The sequence below is a fragment of the Cedecea lapagei genome (genome assembly GCF_900635955.1).
GTDB classification, from domain to species: Bacteria; Pseudomonadota; Gammaproteobacteria; order Enterobacterales; family Enterobacteriaceae; genus Cedecea; species Cedecea lapagei.
On record NZ_LR134201.1, the window covers coordinates 60093 to 77298 of the forward strand.

General features: G+C 55.3%; 17 protein-coding genes and 1 pseudogene. 11 read left to right on the forward strand and 7 right to left on the reverse strand.

Translation table 11 applies throughout. From position 1 onward, the window contains the following. The first annotated feature begins 68 nt into the window (after positions 1 to 68). Together EL098_RS00295 and EL098_RS00300 are read left to right on the forward strand one after the other, a co-directional pair. Positions 69 to 431: a YibL family ribosome-associated protein gene (locus tag EL098_RS00295; RefSeq protein WP_126354172.1), complete on the forward strand. Its 363-nt coding sequence runs from the start codon at positions 69 to 71 to the stop codon at positions 429 to 431. A 259-nt stretch (positions 432 to 690) separates the two neighbouring features. Beyond that, complete coding sequence (locus EL098_RS00300) at positions 691 to 936, forward strand: YdgH/BhsA/McbA family protein (RefSeq protein WP_126354173.1); 246 nt, start codon at positions 691 to 693, stop codon at positions 934 to 936. Positions 937 to 979: 43 nt separating this feature from the next. On the opposite strand, the gene EL098_RS00305 is transcribed toward EL098_RS00300, so the two are convergent. The 3 genes and pseudogenes from EL098_RS00305 to EL098_RS00315 form a co-directional block, all read right to left on the reverse strand. Next, complete coding sequence (locus EL098_RS00305) at positions 980 to 1507, reverse strand: GNAT family N-acetyltransferase (protein WP_126354174.1); 528 nt, start codon at positions 1505 to 1507, stop codon at positions 980 to 982. A 4-nt stretch (positions 1508 to 1511) separates the two neighbouring features. Beyond that, a pseudogene (locus tag EL098_RS00310) lies at positions 1512 to 1830 on the reverse strand (DHCW motif cupin fold protein). A gap of 89 nt (positions 1831 to 1919) precedes the next feature. Beyond that, on the reverse strand, positions 1920 to 2093 hold the full coding sequence (locus EL098_RS00315; protein WP_126354175.1) for a DUF1127 domain-containing protein: 174 nt from the start codon (positions 2091 to 2093) through the stop codon (positions 1920 to 1922). A 176-nt stretch (positions 2094 to 2269) separates the two neighbouring features. Here EL098_RS00315 and EL098_RS00320 point away from each other — a divergent pair, with 176 nt between their 5' ends. Together EL098_RS00320 and EL098_RS00325 are read left to right on the forward strand one after the other, a co-directional pair. Beyond that, positions 2270 to 3679, forward strand: coding sequence for an aminotransferase-like domain-containing protein (locus EL098_RS00320; RefSeq protein WP_126354176.1), 1410 nt, complete (start codon positions 2270 to 2272; stop codon positions 3677 to 3679). 183 nt (positions 3680 to 3862) lie between these two features. Continuing rightward, positions 3863 to 5503 (forward strand): STY4199 family HEPN domain-containing protein, encoded by a 1641-nt coding sequence (locus EL098_RS00325; RefSeq protein ID WP_126354177.1) that lies wholly within the window; start codon positions 3863 to 3865, stop codon positions 5501 to 5503. Between the two features lie 68 nt (positions 5504 to 5571). On the opposite strand, the gene EL098_RS00330 is transcribed toward EL098_RS00325, so the two are convergent. Next, on the reverse strand, positions 5572 to 6504 hold the full coding sequence (locus tag EL098_RS00330; RefSeq protein ID WP_126354178.1) for an omptin family outer membrane protease: 933 nt from the start codon (positions 6502 to 6504) through the stop codon (positions 5572 to 5574). 477 nt (positions 6505 to 6981) lie between these two features. Here EL098_RS00330 and EL098_RS00335 point away from each other — a divergent pair, with 477 nt between their 5' ends. Both EL098_RS00335 and EL098_RS00340 read left to right on the forward strand, forming a co-directional pair. After that, positions 6982 to 7518, forward strand: a complete 537-nt coding sequence (locus tag EL098_RS00335; RefSeq protein ID WP_126354179.1) for a GNAT family N-acetyltransferase — start codon at positions 6982 to 6984, stop codon at positions 7516 to 7518. Between the two features lie 313 nt (positions 7519 to 7831). Beyond that, a complete protein-coding gene (locus tag EL098_RS00340; protein ID WP_126354180.1) occupies positions 7832 to 8725 on the forward strand; it encodes a Kdo hydroxylase family protein in 894 nt (297 codons plus the stop codon). A gap of 68 nt (positions 8726 to 8793) precedes the next feature. Here EL098_RS00340 and gorA read toward each other — a convergent pair whose 3' ends face one another. Together gorA and EL098_RS00350 are read right to left on the reverse strand one after the other, a co-directional pair. Next, positions 8794 to 10146: a glutathione-disulfide reductase gene (gene gorA, locus EL098_RS00345; protein WP_126354181.1), complete on the reverse strand. Its 1353-nt coding sequence runs from the start codon at positions 10144 to 10146 to the stop codon at positions 8794 to 8796. A gap of 86 nt (positions 10147 to 10232) precedes the next feature. Next, on the reverse strand, positions 10233 to 11075 hold the full coding sequence (locus EL098_RS00350; RefSeq protein WP_126354182.1) for a 23S rRNA (adenine(2030)-N(6))-methyltransferase RlmJ: 843 nt from the start codon (positions 11073 to 11075) through the stop codon (positions 10233 to 10235). A gap of 195 nt (positions 11076 to 11270) precedes the next feature. On the opposite strand from EL098_RS00350, the gene EL098_RS00355 reads away from it, so the two are divergent. The 4 genes from EL098_RS00355 to EL098_RS00370 all read left to right on the forward strand — a co-directional run bounded on the left by EL098_RS00355 (position 11271) and on the right by EL098_RS00370 (position 15967). Continuing rightward, positions 11271 to 12542, forward strand: coding sequence for an acid phosphatase (locus tag EL098_RS00355; RefSeq protein ID WP_126354183.1), 1272 nt, complete (start codon positions 11271 to 11273; stop codon positions 12540 to 12542). A 153-nt stretch (positions 12543 to 12695) separates the two neighbouring features. Further along, entirely contained in the window at positions 12696 to 14738 is a 2043-nt protein-coding gene (prlC, locus tag EL098_RS00360; RefSeq protein WP_126354184.1) for an oligopeptidase A, read from the forward strand. 8 nt (positions 14739 to 14746) lie between these two features. Continuing rightward, positions 14747 to 15499 carry a 16S rRNA (guanine(1516)-N(2))-methyltransferase RsmJ gene (gene rsmJ, locus EL098_RS00365; protein ID WP_126354185.1) on the forward strand — a complete coding sequence of 251 codons (753 nt, stop codon included), beginning with the start codon at positions 14747 to 14749 and terminating at the stop codon, positions 15497 to 15499. A gap of 81 nt (positions 15500 to 15580) precedes the next feature. After that, positions 15581 to 15967, forward strand: coding sequence for an endonuclease domain-containing protein (locus EL098_RS00370; RefSeq protein WP_126354186.1), 387 nt, complete (start codon positions 15581 to 15583; stop codon positions 15965 to 15967). A gap of 76 nt (positions 15968 to 16043) precedes the next feature. Here EL098_RS00370 and uspA read toward each other — a convergent pair whose 3' ends face one another. Then, positions 16044 to 16481: a universal stress protein UspA gene (gene uspA / locus EL098_RS00375; RefSeq protein ID WP_039298608.1), complete on the reverse strand. Its 438-nt coding sequence runs from the start codon at positions 16479 to 16481 to the stop codon at positions 16044 to 16046. A gap of 366 nt (positions 16482 to 16847) precedes the next feature. Between uspA and uspB the strand changes: the two genes are divergently transcribed. Next, positions 16848 to 17183, forward strand: coding sequence for a universal stress protein UspB (gene uspB, locus EL098_RS00380; RefSeq protein WP_126354187.1), 336 nt, complete (start codon positions 16848 to 16850; stop codon positions 17181 to 17183). The last annotated feature ends 23 nt before the right edge of the window (positions 17184 to 17206 follow it).

The window sequence follows — 17206 nt, forward strand, 5'->3', positions numbered from 1 at the left end:
CTTTTCGCCCTGTCCCTCAGGATCGTGTATCCTTGCCGACAAGCCATCTTTATTCACGGTAAGTCAAAATGAAAGAAATCGAAAAATCAGAGATTAAACGCCTTAGCGACCGCCTGGACGCTATCCGTCACGAGATGCCAGGTCTGCACCTGATCAACGAGGCGGAAAAATATGCCGAGCTGGAAAAAGAGCGGCAGAAGCTGGAAATTGAAATTGCCCGTCTGCAGGCTGTACGCAATCAGAAGCTGAGCAAAGAGGCGCAGAAGCTGATGGCGCTGCCGTTCAAGCGTGCTATTACCAAAAAAGAGCAGGCCGATATGGGCAAGCTGAAGAAAAGCGTCCGTGGCCTGGTGATTGTCCACCCGATGACCGCCCTGGGTCGTGAGATGGAATTGACCGAGATGACCGGCTTCTCCCGCATCGATTTTTAATAGCGCTTTTTTTCCGGTGAATTAAGCCGGAAAACCCTTCGCCGTTCCCCGATTAAACTCACAGCCGGCCCTGTCGCTCAGCGCCGGTTGCGGGTTTTCCTCAATCCTCTGTCGCTCTCCCTGATGGTTGCTTTTTTGTTCATTTTTTTTGAAAGAGATAAGCGAATTGTTCCGCTAACAAACGGTGCTGCACGGCGCTATTCTTATTTCATCGAAGGCAGTCAGCCTTCTCAACAAACAAAACGCAAAGGTAATCATCATGAAAAGCATCAAATATTTTGCCGTAGTTATGACACTCGCCGCTTCCTTCTCCGGTTTCGCTGTGGAAACCCAGATCGATGCCAGCCAGAAAATGGGCACCGTCTCCGTTAGCGGGGCATCTAACCTCGACAGCCTGCAACATCAGCTGCAGCAAAAAGCCGAGCAGGCTGGCGCGAAATCCATCCGCATCATCTCTGCCGGTGGCGATAACAAAATGTACGGTGTTGCGGAAATTTATAACTAAGCACCGAATCACGCCGTATGGGCCGCCTCGCGCGGCCCGTGTTTTATCTGAACTCTCGCGCCAACAGGCCAAAAATCCAGTCATCCTGCCAGTTTTCATTCAGCCAGTAGTTTTCCCGCAGCGTGCCTTCCTGCAGAAACCCGACTTTCTCCAGCACTTTCTTTGACGGAATATTTCCGGCGGTGACCGTGGCCACAAGCTTGCGGAGCCCGACGTCGACAAAGGCGAAGGTGCAAATCTCATGCAGCGATTCGTATCCGTAGCCCTGGCCGTGAAAAGAAGGGTCGAGTAAAAAACCCACTTCCGCGATGCCATCTTCACGCAGAATAAAACCTGTAACACCAATCGGCACGCCGGTTTTTTGATGCCGCATTACCATACAAAGCCAGTGTCTGCTGCCCGGGTGCCACTCGGGAAGGCGGGCGTCAAAGGTGCGGCGGATCTCTTCCTCCGATCGGTTTTCAGCGACGTAGCGCATCACCTCCGGCTGCTGCTGCAGGTAGCGAAATAATGGCCAGTCGGCTTCGGTAAGCTGGCTGAGTGACAGGCGCGGCGTTAAAAGGGTCTGCATGGTGTTAATCCACAATAAACAGGACTGCGCCTGATGTGGTGGAGGAACGGTGTGGCTCTGCGCCGTCGGCTCATGCCCGGCGTCAGGGTAAACTGGCGGCCATCTTCCAGCTCCGTTTGCAGCTCGCCCTTCAGGCAAAGCAGAACGTGGCCTTTCTGGCACCAGTGATCGGCCAGATAGCCCGGGGTGTATTCGACCATACGTACGCGGATCGGCCCAAACTGCTGCGTGCGCCACAGAGCTTTGCCGGTAATGCCGGGATGTTCGGTCGGCGTGAGGGTTGCCCAGTCGGTGGTGTTAAAAGGCAGGTCGGTGATGTTCATCAGGCTCCTGGTTATCGTTGTTGTTGTGTTGTCCTCCTTTTGATAGCAGTAAATAAAAAACGGTGCCAGCGTATGGCACCGCTTAAGCGTTAATCCCAGCGAGATAAGTCATCCCGTGTTAGCCCCATATCCCTGAGCTGTTCCGGACTGAGTTCGCGCAGGGCGCGTAAAGTCTGGCGCCGCTGCCTGCTACGACGAAAATAGTGGTAAAGCATGACCAGGCCATAAAACGGTTTGCGGTGGTGGTTCTCTTCAAAGCCCATGGCGTCACTCCTCGCGGTTTTTCTGGTGCTATCATCCGGCGAATGAGCAAAAGCAGACAGATTCAAAAATAACTTTTCTTTAACATACAGAAGGGCTAAAACATGAGCTGAATGGCATTTATTGCGCCATTCTGTATCGATTTTTCTTTCTGTATGGTTTCCGGTGAGGATACAGCATGACGCGTTACCAACATCTCGCCACGCTGCTGGCCGAGCGTATTGAGCAGGGGCTTTATCAAAGCGGTGAGCGTCTGCCCTCGGTGCGCAGCCTGAGCAGTGAGCACGGCGTCAGCATCAGCACCGTGCAGCAGGCCTATCACGTACTTGAAGATCGGCAGCTGATCTCTCCCCAGCCGCGCTCTGGTTACTTTGTGGCACCGCGTAAAGCGGTTCCTCCCGTTCCGCGCTTAACTCGCCCGGTACAGCGTCCGGTGGAAGTGACGCAGTGGGATGCGGTACTGGAACTGGTGAACTCCCGGGATGACTGCGAGTTAATCGCCTTTGGCAGCGGGTCGCCGGATCTCACCCAGTCGACCATAAAACCGCTGTGGCGTGAGATGGCGCGGCTTGCGCAGTATCAGGAACCTGAGCTGCTGGGCTACGACGGCATGTTCGGCGTAAAAGCGCTGCGCGAGCAAATTGCGCGCCTGATGCTGGACAGCAACTGCGTGGTGAATGCCGACGACATCGTGGTGACCAACGGCTGCCATGAAGCTCTGTCGATTGCGATTCGCGCGGTGTGTGAGCCGGACGACATTGTGGCGGTCGAGTCGCCGTCATTCCACGGCACCATGCAAATGCTGCGCGGGTACGGCATTAAAGTGATTGAAATTCCAACGGATTCCGTCACCGGCATTAGCCTTGAGGCGCTGGAGCTGGCGTTAGAGCAGTGGCCGATAAAAGCGGTGATTCTGGTATCGAACTGCAACAACCCGCTAGGGTTCATCATGCCGGATGCGCGCAAGAAAGCGATGATGTGCCTTGCTCAGCGCTTTGATATCGCGATTATCGAAGATGATGTCTACGGCGAACTGGCCTATGAGTATCCGCGCCCGATGACGATTAAATCTCTGGACGTGGATGGCCGCGTTCTGCTGTGCAGCTCGTTTTCAAAAACGCTTGCGCCGGGGCTGCGGGTGGGCTGGATAGTGCCGGGGCGCTACCTCGACCGGGCGCTGCACAGCAAATATATTGGCACCGGCAGCAGCGCCACCTTCACCCAGCAGGCGGTGGCGGCGTTCATTCGTAACGGACACTATCACCGCCATCTCCGGCGTATGCGGCAGCACTATCAGCGCAACCTGGACGTTTTCACTTGTCGCGTGCGGCAATATTTCCCCTGCGGTATTTGCGTAAGCCGGCCGCAGGGCGGCTTTCTGATGTGGATTGAACTCCCGGAAGAGGTTGACGCAGTGCGGCTTGGCTATGCCCTGAAAGAGGCAAAAATACATATTGCGATCGGCTCGCTGTTTTCAGCCTCTGGAAAATACCGCAACTGCCTGCGGCTGAACTATTCTTTGCCGTTCAACGCCGTCACCGAGGCGGCCCTGAAAAGGCTGGGGGAAATCGTCGAGCGTGAGGTTTGAAAATACCCGACTAAATCGCTCTTTTTGTCGCCATTGATTGTGGATTTGCCGTTTTACACTCTGCTGTAATGCCGAAATATGGCCCTGGCAACTCTGACCATAAAAAAATAGCCGCCTGGGGCGGAAAAATGCAGTTTTTTCTGCGTTCGGCAGCGCGATGCCGGACATCGACAAAGGACGATCATGAGCAGCGCAACATTGCAGATGCGGGAGCACTTTGAGACGTGTCTGGGGATTATTCGGCAGGCTTCTCTACAGATTCTGCCGCTCCTGAACATTCGTGCCGCCGAAGGCAAAGATCCGCAGTGGTTTTTCCAGCAGCTGGAGCAGGCCCGTATGGCGCTCGGCAGCTGGGGTGCCGTAGCAAAACGGCTGAATCTTAACGACTCAGAGATTTCACAGTTCACCCTTCTGCTGCGCCATCTACAGCAGCTGGTACCTCAGTATGAGAGCGGACAGGAAGTCGGCCAAAACCAGCTGCTCGCTGCCCTGCGATTTACCAGCTACCTTGAACACGTGCGTTTCAAGCAGCCGCTGCTGGGCTATTCCACCGAATTATCCTCTGATGTTGACGGGGTGCAGAAAGGCGCGCAGCAGCAGATGCGCGCGATTGAACTGATGCTGAAAGAGTTGGTGAGTCAGGCCTGGGAAAGCCAGGCAGATTTGGTCAATCAACTTAAAAACCAGTTTGGCGCGGATAAGGTTCGCCGCTGGCTGAAGCAGGGTGAAAGGGGCGATGTGCTAAGCGGGATGAAGTTTAGCGAGCTGGCTCTGATGCTGGTGGATAAAAAAGAGTTTGCCCATCACTACGCAAAAATTTACCAAAATTCCCCGCAGCTGGGTTTTCTTATCGACCAGCGTAAAACCCTGCAAATCTTCCTCGACGGCGTCAGGCAGATTCGCAATGATCTGATGCACAAACAGCCGCTGACGACCGTTCAGGTGGCTCTGCTCGATAACTATTTTGGCGAAATCAGCGGCCCGGTGCAAAAAGCCTTTAGTGAGGGGCGTACCAAAGTTAATCCTTCAGCGCTGTTAGACGCCAATGACGCCGCGCTGCAAAGCTACCTTGAACAGGCTCGTAAAAACCACGCGGCCAAGGGCGGTGACCCTGAAGAGATCAGAGAGTCCATCGAACGTTATGACTCACGCGCTGATAAGAAGCAGCATGATGCCACTGGCGCTATCTCCACCGCGCTTTGGGCTTCGGTGGGTATTTTCGTCGTGGCGGTTGCGGTTGTGGGCCTCTATTTGCTTAGTGATATCTCCTCAAAACCTGGCATGGTGGCCACGCCACCGGTGGTGGTGAGCACGCCGGCACAGCAGAAAGAGCGCCCGGAATACAACAGCCCGCGCGATATGCTGGCCAACATGGGGATAACCTGGGACGAAAATAACCTTCGTACGGCGATTAACCGCAACGACGCTCGTATCGTCCGGCTGTTTATGCAGGGCGGTATGAACTGGAAGGTGTATTTCACCGAGCAGGCGCTGGCGGCAGATAACCGGGATGTATTGACCATTTTGCTACAGTATCGGCCGCAGATGGATGAGGCGCGCCCCTGTCGCCGGCTGATTAGCGCCACCGAACTGGAGATGAGGAAAGGGCAAAAGCTGACCTCGTTGAGAAAGCAATATTTAGCCAGCTTCTGCAGCTCTGCTACCGCAGTACAGCGGCAGAAAGAGGCGCTGCAGCGCGCGGAAATGCGCCTGGCGGCACAAAAGCAGCGCTATGAAGATGCCACGGCGCAGGGGCTGGTGGCCGAGCCGGTTGACGAGCTGAACGTGAAAATTCAGCAGGCGATATACAACGCGATACGTTAATCATGCGGGGCTGCCTGCGGGCCGGCAGCCCCTGATGAACAATAAGAAAACTATTGGGCCATAAACCTTTAGAAACGATACTGAACGCCGACGCCGTAGGTATAGCTGTCGTTGCTCAGGCCTGCCGCGTCGCCGCCTTCAGACCAGGTTTCTCCGGTTTTATTATCACGCGTTTTCGTCGAGGCTTTCGCTTCGGCAAAACGCGTCCACGTTAATTCGGTATAGAGACGGGTATTCGGCGTGACGTAATACCCGGCAGAAACGGTAGCAGCGTAATAATTAGAATTATTGCCTTTTTCGCTAAAGCTCAGCTGACGCATATAATGCTCGTCATTATCTCGCGCATTTACCCACGGGCTGAATTTAAATTGTCCTGCTAAATCAAAATCCTGGTAACGATAGCTCGCGGTTAACCCCAAATACGGGACGCTGAATTTCTGGCTGTACCCAATACCCGGTTTTCCGGCAGGAAATTCACCGACCAGCGCACCATTAAAATAGTTATACGAGCCGCCGCGGGCTGTCCAGCTATAACGAGTTTCCTGGTAACCGGTGACGATGCCAAGGTTATAAGTTGGCTCCTTCAACAGCCAGCCGGTGAAATTAAGATCAAACTGATTGGCGTAATTCAGGCTGGTGTCAGGGTGGGTGGACTTGTCGCTCCAGTGGCTCTGCCCTGGCGTTTGCCAGTCATAATCTGTCATGTGCGAGCCGCGTGAGGCAAAGGTTGTCCAGCCATTAGCGTTGAGGGTGATATACCGCTGGGCATCCCAGCTAATGCCGCCTTTAATAATGGGCGTGTTTTTAATTTTCCATTTCAGTTCACTTAATTTACTGCCATCGTGTTGATTATAAACGAGCTCTTTAGATTCTCCGTTCAAAACGCCGGTGGAAATATTTGCAGTTACTGCATCGGGTGAAAAATTAAAACTGGTCGAAGCGAGCAGCGCCGGACTAAATAGCAATGCGGCGGCCGCAGGCAGGTATTTTTGCTTGTGCATGATGTATCGTTCTGTTTTCTATAACATTGGTTTTGTGTTGCAAAAAATAACCCTGTACGGACAGGTTAAAGGCCGCAAAGGATCATGGTTGCGCGATAAATTATGTTGTTGAAAATTATTATTAGTTTGTCTTGCCAGGCAAAACGAAGCGTAGTGTATGGACTGTTTTTAGGCAGGGGAAAGATTATTTTCTGCTGATGAATATTTGAACGATGAATTATTTGATTTTAAAGAGAATTAAATTTGTAGCTTTTTGTTACAGGGATATATCATAACTATTCATATGTATTTATTGAAGAAATTTAACTTAAGGACGATTTGCCGGTAAAGCCCAGGGGTCTCTGGCATATTCATTCCACTCTCTTTTTAGCTCTTGCGGCTTCACCCTGGCAGGGCACGCGGCGTAATGCCGGAAAAAATTAAAGCTGCTAATCTTCGGGCCGACACTGTTAGCTGACCCTTTACCTGGAGTGACCTATGGAGCCGCTGCTGACTACGCCGCGCCTGACGCTGCGCAAGTTTACCCGTGCGGATTTACCCGTTTTTATTGAATACCGTAATCAGCCGGAAGTGGCCCGCTACCAGAGCTGGGACGGCTACAGCCAGGCCGATGCCGAGGCGTTTTATGCTCAGCAGGCGCCGCTGGCGTTTAATACCGACGAAAGCTGGTTCCAGATTGCGGTCGTGCGCAGCGAAGACCAGCGTTTGCTGGGGGACGTGGCCGTTCACTTTTTTCATGATGGCCAGCAGGCAGAATTAGGCATGACCTTTGACGAACGCCATCAGCGCCAGGGATTCGCTTTCGAATCTTTGCGCGGGGTGATTGAGCTGCTGTTCACTGCTTACAACAAACACCGCCTGGTGGCGACGGTGGATGCCAGGAATGCGGCGGCGGCGGCCCTGCTGGAAAAACTGGGTTTTCGTCGCGAAGCACATTTTCGCAAGAATATTTTATTTAAAGGCGAATGGGGTGATGAATATGCCTACGGGCTGTTACGCAGCGAATGGAAATAAAAATAACGGCCTGCTTCTCAGGCCTTTATTCTTTTTGTTATTTAACAGCGAGCTATAACAACAGGAACTGAAAAATCTATTTAATATTGTCTGAGCGTTACTTTATGATTTTGTGCGTTTTAATTTAGTCCTCAGGATGGTGTTTAGGTTTTGTTTAACTTTCGATTTTCATTCTTACTATACTGGATAAAACCCTTTTTGGTATGCATTCGCCACCCTATGGCGGGATCATTCTTACGTCTTTCTAAAAATAAAATACTCCGGAAATTAATCTGTTAAATACACCGTCCGGATATTTGGCAAGGACATTGATATGGCAGATTTAAACCTCTCTCTTGATACTGTGACCCTGACGCATCCTCTTTCTGTATGGGGGGGAGCCGTAGCTGAATCGGTGGTGGGCGACCTGGAGCAGGGCAAAGTCATTTTCCTGCCGCAGCTGGCTTTTGCGCTCACCGGGCAGGAAAAGGCCCTGCTTAACCCGGCGGTGGTTGACCCGAAACGCAAGAACATCAGCTATCAGCCGCTAAAGGATAAGCTGACCGGCGTTGCGATCCCTGAGCAGGAGCCGGAAGTTCGCGCTCTGCTGAAACGCCACTACGAAGCCTGCCAGAAGCTTATCGCTACTCTGCTGCCGGAATACCAGCAGGTGCTGCATACGCCGACCAACAGCCTGCGCCTGCATCCTGTTAAGCAGTGGACGCAAAACACCTCCTGGCGTAAAGACGACAGCCGCCTGCACGTGGATGCTTTCCCGTCCCGCCCTAACTACGGCGAGCGCATCCTGCGTATTTTCACCAACATCAATCCGGCCGGTGAAAGCCGCAGCTGGCGCGTTGGCGAAGCTTTCCCTACGCTGGCCGAGCGCTTCCTTCCGCGCCTGAAAAGCTATTCCCCGGCGAGCAGCTGGCTGCAGAACGCCGTCGGCATCACCAAAACTCGCCGTAGCCATTACGACCACCTGATGCTGCAGATGCACGATGCGATGAAGGCCGATGCGGACTACCAGAAACAGGGGCCGCAGGTGGCCATCGACTTCCCGCCGGGCAGCAGCTGGATCTGTTTCTCCGACCAGACGCCGCATGCCGCCATGGGCGGGCAGTTTATGCTGGAGCAAACCTTCCTGCTGCCGGTCGAGGAGATGCAAAACCCGCAGACCTCGCCGCTGAAGGTGCTGGAAGGTATATTGCATAAGCCGCTGATCTAAATGCAATTTGACAGGTAATAAAAAAGGCCAGAGTCACCTCTGGCCTTTTGTCTTTATCCCGAAAGGGATTAACGCATGGTAACAAACTCTTCCGCTGCGGTGGGGTGGATCGCCACGGTGTTGTCGAAGTCTTTCTTAGTCGCGCCCATTTTCAGCGCTACGGCGAAGCCCTGCAGGATTTCGTCCATACCAAAACCGATGCCGTGAATACCGACGATTTTCTCGTCCGGGCCCGCACAGACCAGCTTCATACGGCACGGCTGGCGGTGAGAGGTCACGGCGGTGTACATGGCGGTGAAGGAGGATTTGTAGACCTTCACGTTGTCGTCGCCGTACTGCTCGCGCGCCTGCGGTTCGGTCAGGCCAACGGTGCCGATTGGCGGGTGGCTGAAGACCACGGTCGGCACGTTGCTGTAGTCCAGATGCTCGTCCGGCTTGTTGTTAAACAGGCGCTCGGACAGGCGACGACCAGCGGCAACGGCGACAGGCGTCAGCTCAACTGCGCCGGTGTTATCGCCCACGGCATAAATGCCCGGCACGTTGGTGTTCTGGAACTTATCGACCTTGATATAGCCTTTTGCATCCAGCTCAACGCCGGTCACCTGCAGGTTGAAGTTGTCGTTAGCCGGTTCACGACCGATCGCCCAAATCAGGGTATCGACGGTTTCTGCGCGGCCATCTTCCAGCTCCAGCGTCAGGCTGCCGTCTGCGTTTTTCACCACTGCTTTTGGAACCGCGTTGGTGTGCAGGGTCGGGCCTTCTGCCGCAATCACTTCCAGCAGCGTCTCAACAATCAACGGGTCGAAGGTGCGCAGCGGCGCGTGCTTACGCACGAACAGGTGGGTTTCTGAGCCCAGCGCGTTAATTACGCCGGCGATTTCTACCGCGATGTAGCCCGCGCCAACCACCGCCACGCGTTTTGGCAGGCCCGGTAGCTCAAAGAAGCCGTCGGAGTCGATGCCGTACTCAGCACCAGGGATGTTCGGGTGGCTTGGACGGCCGCCGGTGGCGATCAGAATATGGTCTGCGGTGATGGTTTCGCCGTTTACTTCCACGGTATGGGCATCAACGAACTTCGCAAAGCCGCGGATCACGTCAACTTTATTCTTGCCCAATACGTTGTCGTATGAGGTATGAATGCGGTCAATATAGGCGGTACGGCTGGCAATCAGTTTGTCCCAGTCGAAATGGTTCAGCGTGGTGTCAAAGCCGTAGTCCGGGCCATAGTTGTGAATCGCCTCGGCGATTTGCGCCGCATGCCACATCACTTTTTTAGGCACACAGCCGACGTTGACGCAGGTGCCGCCCAGATCTTTCGCCTCAATCAGTGCGCACTTCTGCCCATACATTGCCGCACGGTTAATCGAGGCGATACCGCCGCTGCCGCCGCCGATGGCGAGGTAGTCATAATGTTTGGTCATGATGTTTCCCTTTTGAGTCGAAAATTAGGCGCGATTGTAGCGCGCCGGGATAAAGGTTCTACCGATTGTTGTAAAAGGGATGGCCGTTATTCCGGCACAATCCAGCTGAGCGTGGTGGAGCCGGTGCCCGCGGGCACCAGCTTTTTATGCAGCCACGGCAGCACGTTTGCCATCTGCTGTTCCAGCTTCCACGGTGGATTGATCACAATCATGCCGGAAGCCGTCATGCCGCGCTGGTCGCTGTCCGGGCGAACCGCCAGCTCGATTTGCAGGATGCGGCGGATGCCGGTCTCTTCCAGGTCGCGGATCATGCGTTTGATTTGCTGGCGCAGCACTACCGGGTACCACAGCGCGTAGGTGCCGGTGGCAAAGCGTTTGTAGCCTTCAGCGATGCCTTTTACTACGTCCTGATAGTCGGTTTTGATCTCATACGGTGGGTCGATGAGGATCAGGCCGCGTCGGGAAACCGGCGGCAGCTTCGCTTTCAACTGCTGGTAGCCGTCGGCACGTTCAACGCGGGCGCGCTCATCTTTCTGGAACTCGGAGCGCAGCAGCGGGAAGTCGGAAGGGTGCAGTTCGGTGAGCTGCAGGCTGTCCTGCTCGCGCAGAAGATGACGGGCAATCAGCGGCGAGCCCGGGTAATAGCGCAGGTTGCCGCTACGGTTCAGGTGTTGCACCGCGCCAATATAGGCTTCCAGCTCGGCAGGCAAATCGTCCTGCTGCCAGATGCGCGCGATACCTTCCAGATACTCGCCGGTGCGCTCCGCATGTTCGCTGCTCAGCTGGTAACGACCGGCGCCTGCGTGAGTGTCGAGATAGAGAAACGGCTTCTCCTTCTCTTTTAGCGATTCAATAATCAGGCTTTGAACGGTGTGTTTCAGTACGTCGGCATGGTTACCGGCGTGAAAGCTGTGGCGATAGCTGAGCATGGGGGATGGTATTCCGCAAATAAGAAAACAAATTTCCCACAGTTTACCGCAGATTGCGGAGGATTACCGCCCGGGCGCGGCGCTGTTTCAATCGGGCCTAAAACGTTTCAAAACATAAATGTGTCATAAAAACGTCAAATTTCCAGGATAGCGTCGCAGCCAGGCAAGGTAATCGTTTGAATAAAAGGAAAAATAATGAAACTCCGTATTTCTGTGCTGGCCGCAGCGCTGGCCGTGGCTATGCCTGCGCTGGCAAAGGACGTCTCTCTCCCTCAGGCCGCGGCGATAGCCAATACCGTCACTCCGGCAAACAGCAGCCAGAGCTTTGATGAGCTGGAAAGCCAGTCCCTGGTGGCCCTGCGTGCGGCTTTGAAAGGGGATGCGGACAAACTGACTCGCGACCAGCTGGATAAAGCGAAGCAAAGCAAAAAGCTGGCGGATACCGCGTGGCTGAAGGCCAGCGGCTATGACTTCCAGACCAAAGCAAACCAGAAGGCGGGCATCGAGCTGCTTTCCGCGTTCAGTAAGCTGCCGGATCCCGTGATCAAGCAGAACCTTGAAACGGTGACCAACATTAACCTTAACGCCGTGCAGACCTCCCGCCATCAGGCGCTGGCGGATGCAGAGGGCATCAACCATCTTTACTTCCTGAGCGACGCCATGGGGCCGCGCCTGGGTAAAGCCTTCCTGGCCGCCTACGATAAAGGCGAACTGAGCAAGGCCGCTGCGCTGATTAAAGCCTCTGAGGTCAGCACCAGCGCGGCGAAGAAGCACTTCAATAACCCGCGTCCGTTCCTGATTCAGGGCAACACGATCCACCTTGTCCCGGATGATGTGGTGATTAAAGATAACAAACCGTACACCGCAGACGGCGGTTCGTTCCCGAGCGGCCACACCAACACTGGCTACACCGACGCGCTGCTAATGGCCGAGATGGTACCGGAGCGTTTTGAAGCGCTTGTTGAGCGCGGCGCTCGCTACGGCTACTCGCGCATTGTGCTGGGCGTACATTATCCGCTGGACGTGATGGGTTCCCGCATGGTGGCGCAGCGCAACGTGGCTAACTACCTGAACGACCCTAAATACCGTGCGTTGTTTAACGAAGCTCGCGATCAGCTGCGTACTGCGCTGGAGAAAGAGTGCGGGACCTCTTTGGCTGAATGTGCGAAATCTTCCGCGAAAGACGATCCATACCGCGCCCCGGCTATGAAAGAACTCTACCGCTTCACCATGACCTACGATCTGCCGCAGCAGAAGGGCGAGAAGCAGGCTCTGAAGGTGCCGCAAGGGGCGGAAGTTCTGCTCGAGGCCGCGCTGCCTAAGCTTTCCGCCGCGCAGCGTCGCGATCTGATGGTGAAAACCGCATTACCTGCGGGCTACCCGCTTTCCGGCACGACGGCTGACCAGCAGTTCTGGCAGCGTCTGAACCTGCCTGCGGCCTACGCCATGGCCGAGAAATCCCACTGATTGACCTTCCGGGGCAGCACCTGCTGCCCCTGTTTCCGGCGAGCTGGGCGCAACGTCCGGGATTGAAATTCGCTACACTTAACCCCATGCTAGACTCCATGCACAAAGCGCCGTTTGAGCGCTTCTCTCTCCCTTTTAATCAGGAACGCGCTTATGACCAATCCTTTATTGACCCCTTTTGAGCTGCCGCCGTTTTCCGCCATCAAACCAGAGCATGTTGTTCCGGCTGTGACTAAAGCGCTGGATGACTGCCGTGCGGCGGTGGAAAGCGTGGTTGCGCAGGGCGCGCCTTATAGCTGGCAGAACCTGGTTCAGCCGCTGGCAGAAGTGGACGATCGCCTGGGCCGCCTGTTCTCCCCGGTCAGCCATCTGAATTCGGTGCAGAACAGCCCGGAGCTGCGCGAAGCCTATGAGCAAACGCTGCCGCTGCTGTCGGAATACAGCACCTGGGTTGGTCAGCACGAAGGGCTATACAACGCGTACCGCGACCTGCGTGACGGCGCGAATTACGCCAGCCTGAGCATTGCTGAGAAGAAAGCGGTGGATAACGCGCTGCGTGACTTCGAGCTCTCCGGTATTGGCCTGCCCAAAGACAAACAGCAGCGCTACGGTGAAATTTCTGCTCGCCTGTCCGAGCTGGGCTCTACCTACAGCAATAACGTGCTCGATGCCACCATGGGCTGGAGCAAGCTGATTACCGATGAAGCAGAGCTGGCCGGTATGCCGGAAAGCGCCTTAGCCGCTGCACGCGCTCAGGCAGAAGCCAAAGAGCAGGACGGCTGGCTGCTGACGCTGGACATTCCAAGCTACCTGCCGGTGCTGACTTACTGCGATAACCGCGCCCTGCGCGAAGAGATGTACCGCGCATACTCCACCCGTGCGTCCGATCAGGGCCCGAATGCCGGGAAGTGGGATAACACCCCGGTGATGGAAGAGATCCTTGCGCTGCGCCACGAGCTGGCTCAGCTGCTGGGCTTTGGTAACTATGCGGAAAAATCCCTCGCCACCAAAATGGCGGAGAACCCGCAGCAGGTGCTGGAATTCCTGTCTGACCTGGCAAAACGCGCTCGCCCTCAGGGTGAAGCCGAGCTGGCTCAGCTGCGCGCCTATGCAAAAGAGCATTACGGCGTGGAAGAGCTGGAGCCGTGGGACATCACCTGGTACAGCGAAAAACAGAAACAGCATCTCTACAGCATCAGCGACGAACAGCTGCGCCCTTACTTCCCTGAAGAGCGTGCGGTGAACGGCCTGTTCGAAGTCGTTAAGCGCATCTACGGCATCACCGCTAAAGAGCGTAAAGATATCGACGTCTGGCATCCGGACGTGCGCTTCTTCGAGCTGTATGACGACCAGGGCGAGCTGCGCGGCAGCTTCTACCTTGACCTGTACGCTCGCGAGCACAAACGCGGCGGAGCCTGGATGGATGACTGCGTGGGCAAAATGCGTCGCGCAGACGGCTCGCTGCAGAAGCCGGTTGCTTACCTGACCTGCAACTTCAACCGCCCGGTGAACGGCAAACCTGCGCTGTTTACCCACGATGAAGTGATCACCCTGTTCCATGAGTTCGGCCACGGCCTGCATCATATGCTGACCAAAATCGAAACCGCAGGCGTGTCCGGCATCAACGGCGTGCCGTGGGATGCGGTCGAGCTGCCGAGCCAGTTTATGGAAAACTGGTGCTGGGAGCCTGAAGCGCTGGCGTTTATCTCCGGCCACTATGAAACCGGTGAATCTCTGCCTGTTGAGCTGCTGGAAAAAATGCTGGCGGCGAAGAACTACCAGGCCGCGCTGTTTATTCTGCGCCAGCTGGAGTTTGGCCTGTTCGACTTCCGCCTGCACGCCGAGTTCAGCCCGGAACAGGGGGCAAAAGTCCTGCAGACGCTGGCCGAAATTAAGAAACAGGTTGCCGTGGTGCCTGGGCCGAGCTGGGGTCGCTTCCCGCATGCCTTTAGCCACATCTTCGCTGGCGGCTATGCGGCGGGCTACTACAGCTACCTGTGGGCCGACGTGCTGGCGGCGGATGCCTACTCTCGCTTCGAAGAAGAGGGCATTTTCAACCGTCAGACCGGCCAGTCGTTCCTCGATAACATCCTGACCCGGGGCGGTTCGGAAGAGCCGATGGAGCTGTTCAAACGCTTCCGCGGGCGCGAGCCACAGCTGGATGCGATGCTGGAACACTACGGTATTCAGGGCTAAGCCATCACGTGAAAATCTGTTTACTGACTGAAGCAGGCGCCGATCCCGGCGCCTTATCTGTTTTGAGCGAACGCTGGCAGCTTGAGCACGATGAAGATGCGCCGATGGCGCTGGTGCTGACGCCTGAGCATCTTGAACTGCGCAAGCGTGATGAGCCAAAGCTTGGCGGCATCTTCGTTGATTTTGCCTCCGGGGCGATGGCGCACCGCCGTAAGTTTGGCGGCGGGCGTGGTGAAGCGGTGGCAAAGGCCGTGGGCGTTAAGGGCAGCTATCTGCCGGATGTGGTCGATGCGACGGCAGGGTTAGGGCGCGATGCCTTCGTGCTCGCTTCCGTGGGCTGCCGCGTGCGGATGCTGGAACGCAATCCTGTGGTTGCCGCGCTGCTCGACGATGGCCTGCGCCGTGGCTATGCGGACCCGGAAATCGGCAGCTGGCTGCAGGAGCGATTACAGCTGATTCATGCTTCCAGCCTGACGGCGCTTAGCGACATCACGCCGCGCCCGGATGTGGTCTACCTCGACCCGATGTTCCCCCATAAGCAAAAGAGCGCGCTGGTGAAGAAAGAGATGCGCGTCTTCCAGTCCCTGGTAGGGCCGGATGAAGATGCGGATGGGCTGCTGACGCCTGCCCGAGCGCTGGCGAAGAAAAGGGTGGTGGTGAAGCGCCCTGACTATGCGCCGCCGCTGGCCGATGTGGCCACGCAAAACGCGGTGGTGACCAAAGGGCACCGGTTTGATATTTACGCCGGGACGCCGGAGTAATCGCCAAAACGCCGGAAAGCCTCTCGCAGAAAAGAAGATTTCTACTCGCCTCTCAACGGCTGTATTGGCATGTTGCCTGCTATGCAGCCGATCCGACATTTCGCCCGCCAGCTAAGGCGACAGATGACCCCCGAAGAGAGCCTGCTGTGGTATCAACTCCGCTGCAGGCGCTTTGCCGCGTTTAAGTTTCGTCGCCAGCATCCGATTGGGCCCTATATTGTTGATTTTGCCTGCTGCGCTGCTCGTCTGGCGATTGAGCTGGACGGTGGGCAGCATGAGGCACAAAGAGGCTACGATGCGCGAAGAACGAAGTACCTCAATGAGCAGGGATGGCGGGTGAGGCGGTTCTGGAATAACGAGCTGTGGGGAGAGCTGGAGGGGGTGTTGACGGTGATCCTTCAGGATTTGAATGAGCTTAGACCCTCACCCCGGCCCTCTCCCTGGAAGGGAGAGGGGGAAAACCGATAATTTATGCTCGATCCGGTCCGCTCTCGGTCCAGTCCCCTCTCCCCTTTGGGGAGAGGGTTAGGGTGAGGGGAAAGTGTTACTCGTCTTCGTCATCACGCAGCGGAACAATCAGCATATCCACATGCACGGTATTGATCAGCTGGCGAGCCGAGGACATCAGCTTGCTCCAGAAGTCCTGGTGGTGCCCGCAAACCACCAAATCCATATCGTATTTTTTAATTGCGTCTACCAGCACCTGGCCCAGATCGCCGCTGCCGCTCAGGGTTTCGGTTATAGGGTAACCTGCGCCGGTGGAAAGCTCGGTCAGCGCATGGTGAGTCTCTTCGGAAATGCGTTTCTGCATATCGCCCAGATTGACATCAATCAGCCCGGTATACAGATCGGAGTAATTTACATCGACATGAATCAGGGAAACCTTAGCGTTATAAGGGCGAGCCATGGAGACCGCTTTTTCCACCAGTACTTTGCTCTCCGGAGAGAGGTCTACCGCGATAAGAATGTGTTTGTAAGCCATAATGTTACTCCTTCCATAAGTTATCGATGACTCTCGCCGTCATCTTCTGAACCGCAGCGGCATGAGCTACGGTCACCCTACCTAAAGACTTAAATTGTAGATGGTATTTCTACCTTATAGGGAGCTATTCAACCCGTCAATGCGCCACCCCGCAATTACATTCAAGCGAAAAATTATTGTGGCGGCCTTGATAAAGATTAACGCGGTGGTAAAAAAATTTAGGGATCTCCTACACTATTAAGTGAGCCGGACGGGAAGAGATCTGTGACCTGTATCGGTGAGCCGTTGCAGGATTGTCTGACAGGGTTTTCGGGGAGAGCGGTTGTCCCGAAGCAGTCGCTTCGAGGGCTTCGCCGGGAGGGGTACATGATCAGCACCGTTGCGCTGTTCTGGGCGCTTTGTGTAGTTTGTGTCGTGAATATGGCGCGCTATTACTCTTCACTGCGTGCGTTACTGGTTGTGCTGCGCGGATGTGATCCTCTGCTGTATCAATATGTTGACGGAGGTGGTTTTTTTACCTCACATGGTCAACCGAGCAAACAGGTACGGCTGGTCCGCTATATCTACGCCCAGCGTTATTTAGATCATCATGATGAGGAGTTTATTCGCCGCTGTGAGCGCCTGCGCCGTCAGTTTATTTTGACGAGTTCGCTGTGTGGATTAGTGGTGATAAGCCTGGTGGGATTGATTATCTGGCACTAGATTATCAGGGCAAAGTTATGGAC

Excerpts from the sequence above, each read along its gene's own strand:
- EL098_RS00295 (WP_126354172.1), top strand. The coding sequence starts at position 69 with ATGAAAGAAATCGAAAAATCAGAGATTAAACGCCTTAGCGACCGCCTG.
- EL098_RS00300 (WP_126354173.1), top strand. The coding sequence starts at position 691 with ATGAAAAGCATCAAATATTTTGCCGTAGTTATGACACTCGCCGCTTCC.
- EL098_RS00305 (WP_126354174.1), bottom strand. The coding sequence starts at position 1,507 with ATGCAGACCCTTTTAACGCCGCGCCTGTCACTCAGCCAGCTTACCGAA.
- EL098_RS00315 (WP_126354175.1), bottom strand. The coding sequence starts at position 2,093 with ATGGGCTTTGAAGAGAACCACCACCGCAAACCGTTTTATGGCCTGGTC.
- EL098_RS00320 (WP_126354176.1), top strand. The coding sequence starts at position 2,270 with ATGACGCGTTACCAACATCTCGCCACGCTGCTGGCCGAGCGTATTGAG.
- EL098_RS00325 (WP_126354177.1), top strand. The coding sequence starts at position 3,863 with ATGAGCAGCGCAACATTGCAGATGCGGGAGCACTTTGAGACGTGTCTG.
- EL098_RS00330 (WP_126354178.1), bottom strand. The coding sequence starts at position 6,504 with ATGCACAAGCAAAAATACCTGCCTGCGGCCGCCGCATTGCTATTTAGT.
- EL098_RS00335 (WP_126354179.1), top strand. The coding sequence starts at position 6,982 with ATGGAGCCGCTGCTGACTACGCCGCGCCTGACGCTGCGCAAGTTTACC.
- EL098_RS00340 (WP_126354180.1), top strand. The coding sequence starts at position 7,832 with ATGGCAGATTTAAACCTCTCTCTTGATACTGTGACCCTGACGCATCCT.
- gorA (WP_126354181.1), bottom strand. The coding sequence starts at position 10,146 with ATGACCAAACATTATGACTACCTCGCCATCGGCGGCGGCAGCGGCGGT.
- EL098_RS00350 (WP_126354182.1), bottom strand. The coding sequence starts at position 11,075 with ATGCTCAGCTATCGCCACAGCTTTCACGCCGGTAACCATGCCGACGTA.
- EL098_RS00355 (WP_126354183.1), top strand. The coding sequence starts at position 11,271 with ATGAAACTCCGTATTTCTGTGCTGGCCGCAGCGCTGGCCGTGGCTATG.
- prlC (WP_126354184.1), top strand. The coding sequence starts at position 12,696 with ATGACCAATCCTTTATTGACCCCTTTTGAGCTGCCGCCGTTTTCCGCC.
- EL098_RS00370 (WP_126354186.1), top strand. The coding sequence starts at position 15,581 with ATGCAGCCGATCCGACATTTCGCCCGCCAGCTAAGGCGACAGATGACC.
- uspA (WP_039298608.1), bottom strand. The coding sequence starts at position 16,481 with ATGGCTTACAAACACATTCTTATCGCGGTAGACCTCTCTCCGGAGAGC.
- uspB (WP_126354187.1), top strand. The coding sequence starts at position 16,848 with ATGATCAGCACCGTTGCGCTGTTCTGGGCGCTTTGTGTAGTTTGTGTC.